This is a genomic window from Streptococcus sp. 2021WUSS126 (genome assembly GCF_044427255.1).
Classification (GTDB): domain Bacteria; phylum Bacillota; class Bacilli; order Lactobacillales; family Streptococcaceae; genus Streptococcus; species Streptococcus hashimotonensis.
Window position 1 is genome coordinate 33,276 of sequence record NZ_JAOTGI010000001.1, and the last position, 12,257, is coordinate 45,532.

15 protein-coding genes, 1 tRNA gene and 1 other RNA gene are annotated in these 12,257 nt (G+C 45.6%); 13 read left to right on the forward strand and 4 right to left on the reverse strand.

All coding sequences use genetic code 11. The features are described 5' to 3' along the window. Nucleotides 1-10: 10 nt before the first annotated feature. The 8 genes from mutS to nrdG all read left to right on the forward strand — a co-directional run bounded on the left by mutS (nt 11) and on the right by nrdG (nt 7,085). Nucleotides 11-2,551 (forward strand): DNA mismatch repair protein MutS, encoded by a 2,541-nt coding sequence (gene mutS / locus ODU39_RS00170; protein WP_398579591.1) that lies wholly within the window; start codon nt 11-13, stop codon nt 2,549-2,551. A 224-nt stretch (nt 2,552-2,775) separates the two neighbouring features. Beyond that, nucleotides 2,776-2,949, forward strand: coding sequence for a hypothetical protein (locus tag ODU39_RS00175; RefSeq protein ID WP_002941962.1), 174 nt, complete (start codon nt 2,776-2,778; stop codon nt 2,947-2,949). Between the two features lie 140 nt (nt 2,950-3,089). After that, nucleotides 3,090-5,261, forward strand: a complete 2,172-nt coding sequence (gene nrdD, locus ODU39_RS00180) for an anaerobic ribonucleoside-triphosphate reductase (protein WP_398579592.1) — start codon at nt 3,090-3,092, stop codon at nt 5,259-5,261. A 92-nt stretch (nt 5,262-5,353) separates the two neighbouring features. Further along, nucleotides 5,354-5,488 (forward strand): hypothetical protein, encoded by a 135-nt coding sequence (locus ODU39_RS00185; RefSeq protein WP_044763439.1) that lies wholly within the window; start codon nt 5,354-5,356, stop codon nt 5,486-5,488. Between the two features lies 1 nt (nt 5,489). Then, nucleotides 5,490-5,624: a hypothetical protein gene (locus ODU39_RS00190; protein WP_275585335.1), complete on the forward strand. Its 135-nt coding sequence runs from the start codon at nt 5,490-5,492 to the stop codon at nt 5,622-5,624. Nucleotides 5,625-5,638: 14 nt separating this feature from the next. Further along, entirely contained in the window at nt 5,639-5,845 is a 207-nt protein-coding gene (locus ODU39_RS00195; protein ID WP_172030092.1) for a metallophosphoesterase, read from the forward strand. A 1-nt stretch (nt 5,846) separates the two neighbouring features. Continuing rightward, a complete protein-coding gene (locus tag ODU39_RS00200; RefSeq protein ID WP_398579593.1) occupies nt 5,847-6,341 on the forward strand; it encodes a GNAT family N-acetyltransferase in 495 nt (164 codons plus the stop codon). 186 nt (nt 6,342-6,527) lie between these two features. Beyond that, nucleotides 6,528-7,085: an anaerobic ribonucleoside-triphosphate reductase activating protein gene (nrdG, locus tag ODU39_RS00205; RefSeq protein WP_002939123.1), complete on the forward strand. Its 558-nt coding sequence runs from the start codon at nt 6,528-6,530 to the stop codon at nt 7,083-7,085. Nucleotides 7,086-7,188: 103 nt separating this feature from the next. Here nrdG and ODU39_RS00210 read toward each other — a convergent pair. The 3 genes from ODU39_RS00210 to ODU39_RS00220 form a co-directional block, all read right to left on the reverse strand. Further along, nucleotides 7,189-7,261: transfer RNA gene (locus tag ODU39_RS00210), tRNA-Lys, on the reverse strand. A gap of 8 nt (nt 7,262-7,269) precedes the next feature. Beyond that, a non-coding RNA gene (ssrS, locus tag ODU39_RS00215) (6S RNA) lies at nt 7,270-7,463 on the reverse strand. 101 nt (nt 7,464-7,564) lie between these two features. Continuing rightward, the gene (locus ODU39_RS00220; RefSeq protein ID WP_398579594.1) at nt 7,565-8,851 is read right to left on the reverse strand and encodes a replication-associated recombination protein A; all 1,287 of its coding nucleotides are present in this window, start codon (nt 8,849-8,851) and stop codon (nt 7,565-7,567) included. 69 nt (nt 8,852-8,920) lie between these two features. On the opposite strand from ODU39_RS00220, the gene ODU39_RS00225 reads away from it, so the two are divergent. Genes ODU39_RS00225 through ODU39_RS00235 form a run of 3 tightly spaced genes read left to right on the forward strand, consistent with a single transcriptional unit; the run spans nt 8,921 to nt 10,083 of the window. Further along, a complete protein-coding gene (locus tag ODU39_RS00225) occupies nt 8,921-9,256 on the forward strand; it encodes a MazG nucleotide pyrophosphohydrolase domain-containing protein (RefSeq protein ID WP_105121928.1) in 336 nt (111 codons plus the stop codon). Between the two features lies 1 nt (nt 9,257). After that, nucleotides 9,258-9,728 (forward strand): DUF3013 family protein, encoded by a 471-nt coding sequence (locus ODU39_RS00230; RefSeq protein WP_024387820.1) that lies wholly within the window; start codon nt 9,258-9,260, stop codon nt 9,726-9,728. Between the two features lies 1 nt (nt 9,729). Then, nucleotides 9,730-10,083: an ASCH domain-containing protein gene (locus tag ODU39_RS00235; RefSeq protein ID WP_014636733.1), complete on the forward strand. Its 354-nt coding sequence runs from the start codon at nt 9,730-9,732 to the stop codon at nt 10,081-10,083. 153 nt (nt 10,084-10,236) lie between these two features. On the opposite strand, the gene ODU39_RS00240 is transcribed toward ODU39_RS00235, so the two are convergent. Further along, nucleotides 10,237-10,341 carry a putative holin-like toxin gene (locus tag ODU39_RS00240; RefSeq protein WP_221737275.1) on the reverse strand — a complete coding sequence of 35 codons (105 nt, stop codon included), beginning with the start codon at nt 10,339-10,341 and terminating at the stop codon, nt 10,237-10,239. Nucleotides 10,342-10,554: 213 nt separating this feature from the next. Here ODU39_RS00240 and prmA point away from each other — a divergent pair, with 213 nt between their 5' ends. Both prmA and ODU39_RS00250 read left to right on the forward strand, forming a co-directional pair. Beyond that, nucleotides 10,555-11,508, forward strand: a complete 954-nt coding sequence (prmA, locus tag ODU39_RS00245) for a 50S ribosomal protein L11 methyltransferase (RefSeq protein WP_105121929.1) — start codon at nt 10,555-10,557, stop codon at nt 11,506-11,508. Between the two features lies 1 nt (nt 11,509). Continuing rightward, nucleotides 11,510-12,256 carry a 16S rRNA (uracil(1498)-N(3))-methyltransferase gene (locus tag ODU39_RS00250; protein ID WP_398579595.1) on the forward strand — a complete coding sequence of 249 codons (747 nt, stop codon included), beginning with the start codon at nt 11,510-11,512 and terminating at the stop codon, nt 12,254-12,256. The last annotated feature ends 1 nt before the right edge of the window (nt 12,257 follow it).

Genomic DNA, 12,257 nt, shown 5'->3' on the forward strand with positions numbered 1-12,257 from the left:
GGGAGAGATGATGGCAACAGAAAAAATTTCTCCGGGAATGCAGCAGTATCTGGATATAAAAGCACAGTATCCAGATGCTTTTTTGCTTTTCCGTATGGGAGACTTTTATGAGTTATTTTATGAAGATGCGGTAGAAGCGGCACAGATTTTGGAATTGTCCTTGACCAGTCGTAATAAGAATGCGGAGAATCCGATTCCTATGGCGGGGGTACCGTATCATGCGGCACAACAGTATATCGACACACTTGTTGAATTAGGGCATAAGGTCGCTATTGCTGAGCAGATGGAAGATCCTAAGCAGGCAGTCGGCGTGGTCAAGCGGGAAGTAGTGCAGGTCATTACTCCTGGTACGGTAACAGATTCGTCCAAAATGGGAGCCGACAGTAACTATTTGGTTGCGATTGACCGTCAGGGAGTGCAGTTCGCACTTTCTTATATGGATGTGTCAACAGGTCAGTTTTTTGTGACTAGTTTGGATGATTTTACCAGTCTTTGCGGTGAAATCCGCAATTTACGGGCACGTGAATTGGTCATCGGCTATGCTCTCTCAGAGGAAGAGGAGCAGGTCTTCTCGAATCAGATGAACTTGTTGCTCTCTTTTGAAGATGAGGTGACGGAGGATGTTCAGTTGATTGACAACTCGCTGACGGATTTGGAAAAGGCTGCGGCGGGTAAAGTCCTCAGCTACCTTCATCGGACTCAGATGCGAGATCTGAGCCACTTGCAAAAGGTGGTCCATTATGAAATCAAGGACTATCTGCAAATGGACTATGCAACCAAGTCTAGTCTGGACCTGCTTGAAAACGGTCGGACAGGCAAGAGGCATGGTAGTTTGTACTGGTTGCTAGACGAAACCAAGACAGCCATGGGTATGCGACTATTGCGGACATGGATTGATCGTCCCTTGATTGACCTTAAGCGGATTGAGAATCGTCAGGCTGTAGTTCAGGTTTTTCTGGATTACTTCTTTGAACGGAGTGACTTGGTCGAGGCTTTAAAAGGTGTCTATGACATCGAACGCTTGGCCAGTCGGGTGTCTTTTGGAAAAACCATGCCCAAGGATCTCTTGCAGCTCTCCCAGACTCTGGGAAATATCCCAGCAATCAAGAATATCTTGCTACAAATCAATGAGCCTGCTCTAGGCAATCTGGTAGCTGGATTGGACCCAATTCCAGAACTGCATGCTCTCATCAGCTCTGCTATTGACCCAGAAGCCCAAGGGACCATCACAGATGGAAACATCATCCGTACGGGCTTTGACGAAACGCTGGATCAGTACCGTCTGGTCATGCGTGAGGGAGCGGGTTGGATTGCGGAGATTGAGGCCAAGGAGCGTGAAGCGTCTGGTATCAACAATCTTAAGATTGATTACAATAAAAAAGACGGTTACTATTTCCATGTGACCAATTCCAATCTGGGCAATGTGCCTAGTCATTTCTTCCGTAAGGCGACCTTGAAAAACTCGGAGCGCTATGGAACGGAAGAGTTGGCTAAGATCGAAGGGCAGATGTTGGAGGCGCGTGATAAGTCTGCTAATTTGGAGTACGAGATTTTCATGCGGATTCGCCAAGAGGTTGAGAAGTATATTGGTCGCTTGCAGAAGTTGGCTCGGACCATTGCAACCATCGATGTTTTGCAGGCCTTTGCAGTTGTGGCGGAGCAGCAACATTTGGTTTGTCCACGCTTTACAGATCAAAGAGAACTGACCATTGACCGTGGTCGTCATGCGGTGGTGGAGAAGGTCATGGGCAAGCAGACCTACATTCCCAACTCCATTCATTTGGATACGGATACGCATATGCAACTGATTACAGGACCTAACATGAGTGGTAAGTCTACCTATATGCGTCAGTTGGCGGTCATCGTCATCATGGCGCAGATGGGCTCCTATGTGCCTGCGGATCAGGCTGCATTGCCGATTTTCGATGCTATTTTCACTCGTATTGGGGCGGCAGACGACTTGGTTAGTGGTCAATCAACCTTCATGGTCGAAATGATGGAGGCCAATAAGGCGGTCCGTCTGGCGACAGATCGTTCGCTCATCCTCTTTGACGAACTTGGACGGGGAACGGCCACCTATGATGGTATGGCTCTGGCTCAGTCTATCATCGAGTACATCCACGACAAGATTGGAGCCAAGACCCTCTTTGCCACCCACTACCATGAGTTGACAGACCTTAGTCAGACCTTGGAACACCTAGAGAATGTCCATGTATCGACCTTGGAGAAGGACGGCCAAGTCACCTTCCTCCACAAGATTGCCCAAGGTCCAGCTGACAAGTCCTACGGGATTCATGTGGCTAAGATTGCGGGAATGCCAGAGGAGCTATTGGAGCGGGCGGATAGGATTTTGCAGACGCTTGAAAACCAAGCTCCTACTGCACCAACTCACCCAGTTCCGACAGTTGTAGAAGAGCCGTCTGGTCAAATTGACCTCTTCGCAGACACGCCTTCTCACCCAGTCCTTGATGAACTGGCAAAACTGGACATCTACAATATGACCCCCATGGAAGTCATGATGGCAGTTGCGGAGTTGAAGAAGAAATTATAAGACAATGAAAGTCAGGACAGCTGTTCTGGCTTTTTTGCCGTTTAGTCTCTCGGAACCATTATTTCTCTCATAACCTCTGCTATTGTCGGTCAAGGAACTTATCTACCTCTTCTGACTGATTTTTATCTTGGTCTACGCTTTGCTATTTTTCCTAAACTATCGGAAAATGGAGCGGCAAATTAAGGAAATCAACGGTCGTTTGTAGTATAATAGCGGAGTGTCTTATGAAAATTATTTTGACGATTGTCTATAGTTTGGGGGTAGTGTGGAATACTCTCTATATTGCCTATAATGTCGGTAAACTTCCTTTGTTAAATTTGCTTTGGCCTGCTGTGATTTTAGTAGCCTGTGCTATTAACCTGTACTTTTTATGGACTAGAAAACAAGAGTCAGAATAGGCTCTTGTTTTTAGTTATTTTAGAATATGAACTATATATTGTGTAAAAAAAAGAAAATTAACTTTTTGTATACTAGATATTGATTTTTGTTTTGTGAAGTGCTACACTAATAGAAGTGAAGAATTTTGGAGGTTTGTCAGATGAATGTGCAAGAAAATGTCTTACCGAGTATAGAATTATTGGTTTTGAAACGTGATGGACGGACAGTATCCTTTGACCAGGATAAGATTTTTTCTGCTCTTCGGCGGGCAAACCAAGAATTAGAACATCCTGTTTCAGAGGCAGGGTTAAAAATTGTATTAGAAGCTGTTTTGGCTGAAATTGGTCGCCGATTTGAGAAAGATGTTCAAATTTACGAAATTCAAACGGTCGTTGAACAGGAATTGTTAAAGGCTCATTTATATGATTTGGCAGAGCTTTATATTCAATACCGAACACGCCGTGATTTTCGCCGTCATCAGGCTACCGATATTAATTTTGAGATCCATAAGCTGTTGAGCAAGGATCAGTCTGTGGTCAATGAAAACGCTAATAAAGATGCGGATGTGTTCAACACTCAACGGGACCTGACAGCAGGTATTGTCGGCAAGTCTATCGGTCTCAAATTATTGCCAGCTCATGTGGCTAATGCCCATCAAAAGGGGGACATCCATTATCACGACTTGGATTACAGCCCTTATACACCAATGACGAACTGTTGTTTGATTGATTTTAAAGGGATGTTGGCACAGGGCTTCAAGATAGGAAATGCGGATGTAGAAAGTCCAAAATCAATTCAAACAGCTACGGCTCAGATTTCACAAATCATTGCCAATGTGGCCTCTAGTCAATATGGTGGTTGCTCAGCTGACCGTATCGATGAAGTTTTGGCGCCCTATGCGGAACTTAACTACCAAAAGCATTTGAAAGACGCCAAGGATTGGGTGTTAGCAGACAAGCAAGAAGAATATGCGCGTGCTAAAACGCAAAAAGACATCTATGACGCTATGCAGTCTTTGGAGTATGAAATCAACACCCTTTTTACTTCCAATGGACAAACACCCTTCACCTCGCTCGGTTTTGGCCTAGGGACATCATGGTTTGAGCGAGAAATTCAAAAAGCGATTTTGAACATTCGTATCAAGGGTCTAGGGCGCGAAGGTCGGACAGCTATCTTTCCTAAGTTGATTTTCACAGTTAAGCGTGGCTTGAACTTGGAGCCAGATTCTCCAAACTATGACATCAAGCAATTAGCGATTGAATGTGCGACTAAGCGTATGTATCCAGATATGCTTTCTTATGACAAGATTGTTGAGTTGACAGGTTCCTTCAAGGTGCCAATGGGCTGCCGCTCTTTCCTTCAAGGTTGGAAGGATGAAAATGGGCAGGATGTGACATCTGGTCGTATGAACCTAGGTGTCGTAACCGTCAATTTGCCACGGATTGCCATGGAGTCTGCAGGAGATATGGATAAGTTCTGGGAAATCTTTGCAGAACGCATGTCCATTGCCAAAGATGCTCTGGTCTATCGTGTGGAACGAGTGAAAGAGGCAACACCAGCAAATGCTCCAATTCTCTATCAATATGGGGCATTCGGCAAACGCTTGGCTAAGACAGACGCAGTAGATGAAGTCTTTAAAAATCGGCGAGCAACCGTATCTTTGGGGTACATTGGTTTGTATGAAGTTGCGACAGTATTTTACGGTGGCGAATGGGAGACCAACCCAGAGGCAAAAGATTTCACGGTAGATATTATCAAGAAAATGAAAAACTTGGTTGAAGACTGGTCGGATGAATATGGTTATCATTTCTCAGTTTATTCAACACCGTCTGAAAGCCTGACAGACCGCTTCTGCCGTATGGATACAGAGAAATTTGGCATCGTTAAGGACATTACGGATAAAGAATATTACACTAACAGTTTCCATTATGATGTACGCAAAAATCCAACACCGTTTGAAAAACTGGACTTTGAGAAAATTTATCCTGCTGTAGGTGCCAGCGGTGGCTTTATCCATTACTGTGAATACCCTGTGCTGCAACAAAATCCAAAGGCCTTGGAAGCTGTTTGGGACTATGCCTATGACCGTGTAGGTTACTTGGGGACCAATACTCCGATTGACCATTGTTACGCTTGCGATTTTGAGGGCGATTTTGAGCCTACGGAGCGTGGCTTCAAGTGTCCAAGTTGCGGAAATAGTGATCCTAAATTGGTAGATGTTGTTAAACGAACTTGTGGTTATCTAGGCAATCCACAGGCCCGTCCGATGGTAAAAGGACGTCACAAGGAAATTTCGGCGCGTGTGAAACACATGAATGGGTCGAGCTTATAAGTAATAAACAGACTATGTAGAGCTTCCACAGTTCCAGTTAGCTGTGGAAGTTTATTATAAACGAACAAGAGATAAAAAAAGAGGAGAAAACAATGGGAAAATATCAACTAGACGATAAGGGGAAGGCCCTGGTGGCACGCTATCATGAGAAGAATTCCAATGTGAAGCAGGATAAAAAAGCGCGTGTGCAGGAATTGCTCAAACAAGCAAAAAACAAGCAAAAATAGTATGGACTATACAGATATTAGTATTCTCCATACCAATGATATGCATTCCTACATGGAGAATTTTCCTAAGAAGGCGCAACTGATTGCGAATATTCGGGATGGTAATGAGAAAAAGGGGATTCTGAGCTACAGATAGGTCTCCACCCTCAGATGTGGGGCATAGTCCCAGGCGGTGAGGGTTTTCTGGTCAATGGCAGAGCAGTCGAGCTAGACAAGGTTTATCAGATTGTGACCAACTCTTTTGTCTGGAGCGGCAAGGATAACTATGACGATTTCCACAAGGCAGAAATTATACAGGACTTGGGACTGGATATTGACATCATCAGTGAATTTTTCAAAAGACAATATGGAGGTTAGAATGGAACTAAGAAGACCAACTGTGGCAGATAAGGAAACGATTTTGGATATGTTGGCCGAGTTCGAAGCAGCAGGATCTGCTATGGACGGAGGTTTTATCTCTAGGGATGTCGACTTTGAAGACTGGATTTTGAGAAACCAAGATTATGAGGCAGGTCTCAATCTGCCAGACGGTTTTGTTCCTTCCATTCAATATGTGTCATTTGACCAAACAGGTCGAGCCCTTGGTTTTCTCAGTCTACGCCTACGGCTCAACGATTTCCTGCTCAATAAAGGCGGTCATATTGGCTATTCCATTCGCCCGAACGAGCGAGGAAAGGGCCATGCCAAGGAACAACTTCGACTTGGTTTGCAGGAAGCCGCAACCAAAAATATTTCCAAGGTCCTTGTGACCTGCTCGGCAGACAATCAAGCCAGTCGCCGCACGATTGTGGCTTGTGGTGGCGTTTTGGAAGATGTTCGAGACGGGGTAGAAAGATACTGGATTGAGGATTAATGGGAGTGACAAACTACTGAATCAAAACAGGAAAGGAATTGAGATTGGTTCTGCACTAGGCTTGATGGGATCAATCCGAGCTAAAGCATTGGAAGTACCATTTATGGATAAAAACAGTCTGTGTACTGGTAAAACAGAATTCATCCAAACGATCAGATTTCATTTGCTTATGCTCAGGTATTTGAAATGAATAATCCTAAACCACAAGAATGGAAGAGCGAGGAACTTAGTCAAGGGCGAATAATGGACTACAAAGCCTTTAACTTTGTGGATGGAGAAGGAGTCCGTTGCTCTCTATATGTTAGTGGCTGTCTGTTTCACTGTGAGGGCTGCTACAATGTTGCAACCTGGTCTTTTAAAGCTGGGATTCCCTATACCAAGGAGCTTGAAGACCGCATTTTAGCAGACTTGGGTCAGCCCTATGTGCAGGGCCTAACCCTCTTGGGTGGCGAGCCGTTTCTGAACACGGGCACGGTCCTCCCACTCGTAAAGCGAATTCGGAAAGAACTGCCAGAAAAGGACATTTGGTCTTGGACAGGCTACACATGGGAAGAAATGATGTTAGAAACTCCGGATAAGTTAGAGTTGCTATCCTATTTAGATATTCTAGTTGACGGTCGCTATGACCGTACCAAGCGCAATCTTATGCTGCAATTTCGAGGCTCATCGAATCAACGCATCATCGATGTACAGAAATCATTGCAGGAAAAACGAGTTGTCCTGTGGGATAAGTTAAAAAAATAGCCCTTCACAATGTGAAAGGGTTCTTTTTGACCAAATTTTGACCAAATTCACTATAAAACGAGAAAAAGCCTTGATAAAACAAGACTTTCCTCATATCAACCAATCCTCCCTGTAGGGATCGAACCTACGACCCACGGATTAAGAGTCCGCTGCTCTGCCAGCTGAGCTAAGGAAGGTAAAAAATAAAAATGCTGTATTGGTACCGGTTATCCATGGATTGTATTGATCCCGCACGCTAAAAGCAGGTGGGTGACGCGTTTCTAACTTAGTTGCTTCTGGGTGTGCCAGCTTGCATACTGTCAGAGGATCTTTGTCTCCCTAGTAATACAAAAATAGTCGGTCAACACATAGGTATGAATTCGTATACCACAGCAGTTCTTATTTATGATTTAATAATACCACTTTTTTTTGAAAAATCAAGAGAAAAACGGCAAAAATGTAAGCGGTATCAAAGCGTATGTGCCAAAAAACCAGTTCTATCAAGGATTTTGGCGTCTATTTTTTTTCAAATTTTTTATCTTTTCTTGGGTCATACCCAAGGCACGCTCGTATTTTCCGGTGTCGTTGGCGGTGAAGTAGTCCGCATTCAGTAACTTATCGGGCAGGTATTGTTGCTCCACCCATTTTTCAGGATAGGCATGCGGATACTGGTAGCCAATAGCATTTCCCAGCTCCTTACTACCAACATAATGGCCGTCTCGCAGGTGATTTGGGACAGGTAGATGACCATTTTTCCGCAAATCAGCCAGAGCTGCATCCATAGCCAGATAGGCAGAATTGGACTTGGGAGAAAGAGCCAAATCAACGACCACATTGGCAATCAAAATCCGTGCTTCTGGAAAACCGATTTTCTGGGCAGCTTCAAGGGCAGTCACCGTATGAATCTGTGCTTCTGGATTGGCCAAGCCGATGTCTTCGTAGGCAATGACCGTCAAGCGACGAGCCAGACTAGGCAGGTCTTCCGCCTCAATCAAACGAGCGGCGTAGTGGAGGCTGGCATTGACATCGCTGCCCCGAATGGATTTTTGCAGGGCTGAGAGGATGTCGTAGTGGGCATCGCCGTTCTTGTCCATGCTGATGTAGGACTTTTGCAGGCTATTTTCCACGGCGTCTAGATCAATGTGGCGGCTACCGTCGTCGCTTTCCTTGGTCGAAAGCACAGCCAGCTCTAGCGAATTATAGGCGGCACGCAGGTCACCGTTGGTAGCATTAGCTAGGAAGTCCAGAGCCTCAGGCTCAATGGTAATGGGGAAGTCAAAACCACGTTCGCTGTCTGTCAGAGCCAGTTCCAAGGCCTGTCGGATGTGGCTGGTTTGCAAAGGCTGCAATTCAAAAATCTGCACCCGACTACGAATGGCGGGGAGAATTGAGAAGAAGGGATTTTCAGTCGTTGCCCCAATCATGATGATATTGCCATTTTCCAAGAGAGGAAGCAGAAAGTCCTGCTTTGTCTTGTTGAGGCGATGAATCTCATCTAGCATGAGGACCAGGCCGCCAGAAAACTTGGCCTCTTCAGCGATTTCCTGCAGGCGTTTTTGGTTGTCGGTCGTGGCATTAAAAGTCCGAAAGGCATACTTGGTCGTGCCAGCAATGGCGGACGCGATCGAGGTCTTGCCAATCCCTGGCGGACCGTAGAGAATCATGGACGACAGCATATTGGCATCAATCATGCGGCGGATAATCTTTCCAGGACCGACCAAGTGTTCCTGGCCGATGACATCATCAATGGATTTGGGCCGCATACGAAGGGCGAGATTGGCTGGCATAGGCTTCCTTTCAGTGAATTTATGGTATAATCATTATACTACAATTTTAGGATTTGGAGAGAAACGAAGATGACGGAGTTGACAGTGAGTGTTTTGGAAGAATACTTGCGTGACCACTATGGGACGACAGTTCCAGAGCAAAGTCTCTTTATGAAATTAGTGGAGGAAATTGGTGAAGTGGCAGAGCTACTGAATCAACGTGCAGGCCGCAAGATGATGGATGGCGAAGACGATAGCTCTGCTCGTCTAGCAGAAGAATTAGCTGATGTTATTCACTATGCTGTAGCCTTGGCAGCGGTGAATCAACTAGATTTAACCAAGTCCATTTTGGAGAAAGACAAGCAGGCTTCCGTCAAATATGGTCGAGAAATAAATTTATTGGAATTTATAGAAAAGAGGAAATAGAATGGCAAAACATGGCTTTTTAGATGTGCTGGAAGCGGCGCTGGATAAACATTTTACCTACGATTATGAACTCAACTGGGACAAGAAAAACCATGCAGTTGAGTTGGCTTTCATCTTGGAAGCACAGAACGCGGCTGGGATTGAAACGGTGGACGACGAAGGCAATGCCTCTGCGGAGGATATTTTCCTAGAGGAGTATGTCCTTTTCTACAACCAGGACAAGTCTCGCTTTGACGAGGAAGACTACCTGGTCGCTCTGCCATTTGACGCCAAGAAGGGCTTTTCAGCAGAGTTTCTGACCTACTTCGCAGGTTTTCTCAAGGACACCGCCGACCAAGGTTTAGATGACCTCATGGACTTTTTGGCGGACCCAGAAGCCCAAGAATTTGCGATTGCTTGGGACGGTGAGGCCTTTGAAAAAGGCAGAGCAGACTTGGTGGAAGGGGAGTTCTACCCATATCCGAGGTATTGAGATGGTTCATGAAATGTTATTGGCTCCAAAACCTTTTGAAATGATGAAGTCTGGTCAGAAGACCATTGAGCTACGACTTTACGATGAGAAGCGCAAGCATATACAAATTGGAGATCGCATCCGTTTTTATTGTACAGAGAATCAGACGCAAACGATCGAGGTGCAAGTATTAGATCTTCACATATTTGATAATTTTGCTCAGTTATACAAAGAACTGGATTTATTATCTTGTGGGTATACGCAAAGCAGTATCAGAGAGGCGAAACCAGAAGATATGGAAGTTTACTATTCGCGAGAACAGTTAGAACAATATGGTGCAGTAGGTATAGAATTGAGGGTAATAGATTCTATTTGACATTCCGTTTCCTCTCTTGCTTGACTGTGGGTGAAACTTTTGCTACTATAAAAATAGAAAAGGCGCTGAGTTCCAGCTCAACGCCCTGACAGGACCATAACGATGGTTCAGCTTTTGGACAAAATAGACCGCCAGCTTGAAATCTTGGGCGGTCTATTTTTTATCTAGCATGGTTACGATGATTGTAATGATCAAACCAAGCATATTTACAAGTAAGCTTGCAAAAGCTATGATGACCATTAGTTCATCTGCTGACAAATCAGGTTCTCCTTTCCGTTGGATTTTGTGTCTATTTGCATAGGCACCACCACCTTTCAGAAATCAGAACCACCGCTCAGATTTTCCTGTCATTTCATTTATTCGAAAATTATTTTGATTTTACTTACCATATAACATTAACTTGTAAAATGGGTTAGAAATCGGTACAATAATACAGTGATTGACGCATAGAAAAGAAAAGGAACAACAAACATGAACTCATGGCAAGAATTAACGATTCACGTGCATCGTGATGCAGAAGAAGCAGTTTCAAATCTGATGATTGAAACGGGCAGTCAGGGGGTGGCCATTAGCGACTCAGCTGACTATGTGGGACAGGAGGACCGTTTCGGTGAACTCTATCCAGAGGTGGAGCAGTCGGATATGATTGCGATTACGGCCTATTATCCTGATACTGTGGATATTGAGGAAGTTAAGGCAGACTTAGCAACTCGCCTGGCGGATTTGACCGGCTTTGGCTTGGAAACGGGTCAGGTCAGCCTAGAAAGTCAGGAACTGGCGGAGGAAGACTGGGCGGACAACTGGAAGAAATACTATGAGCCAGCCCGCATTACCCACGATTTGACTATTGTGCCGTCTTGGACCGACTATGAGGCGACTGCTGGTGAGAAGATTATCCGCCTGGACCCAGGCATGGCTTTCGGTACGGGCACCCACCCGACGACCAAGATGAGCCTCTTTGCCTTGGAGCAGATTCTGCGTGGTGGCGAAACGGTCATTGACGTCGGCACAGGCTCAGGCGTCCTCTCCATTGCCAGCTCTCTCTTGGGTGCTAAGGAGATTTACGCCTATGACTTGGATGAAGTGGCGGTGCGTGTGGCCCAGGAAAACATTGACCTCAATGCCAATACTCGCAATATTCATGTCGCGGCAGGCGACCTTCTCCGTGGCGTTGACATTGAAGCAGAAGTCATCGTTGCCAACATCTTGGCGGATATTCTCATTCATCTGACCGAGGATGCCTACCGTCTGGTCAAGGACGAGGGCTACTTGATTATGAGTGGCATCATAGCGGACAAGTGGGACATGGTGCGAGCATCTGCGGAGGCGGCTGGCTTCTTCCTTGAGACCCACATGATTCAGGGCGAGTGGAATTGCTGCGTCTTCAAGAAAACGGCTGATCGCTCAGGTGTGATTGGAGGCTAGGATGCAGCAGTATTTTGTCAATGGCAGAGCACCGCAGGGCGTTTTTCAGATTACCGATAAGGACACTGCCAAGCATATGTTTTCTGTCATGCGCTTGCAGGCAGATGACCAGATTGTCCTGGTCTTTGACGATGGTATCAAACGCTTGGCACGGGTAGTGGACAACCAGAGCCAATCTGTTGAAATCATCGAAGAACTGGCAGACAATGTCGAATTGCCCGTTTCCGTTACCATTGCTATGGGCTTTCCAAAGGGAGACAAGCTTGAGTTTGTCGCTCAAAAGGCAACGGAATTAGGCATGACCGCCTTATGGGCCTTTCCAGCGGACTGGTCTGTGGTCAAATGGGACGGTAAAAAACTGGCAAAAAAAGCAGAAAAGTTAGAAAAAATCGCCCAAGGAGCAGCCGAGCAAAGCAAACGCAATCGCATTCCAGCTGTTCGATTATTTGAGAAAAAAGTGGATTTTCTAGCTCAGTTGGCAGGATTTGACCAGATTATCCTAGCCTATGAAGAGGCTGCAAAAGAAGGCGAACAAGTCAACTTAGTAAAAATCTTGTCAGGCTTAGAAATCGGCCAATCAGTCCTTGTCATTGTCGGTCCAGAAGGTGGCGTGTCGCCTGAGGAAGTAGCCGCATTTGAAGGAGCAGGAGCGGTCAAGACAGGTCTGGGTCCTCGTATCTTACGAGCGGAGACGGCTCCACTCTACGCCCTTTCTGCCATTAGCTACGCGACGGAATTGATGAGGTAGT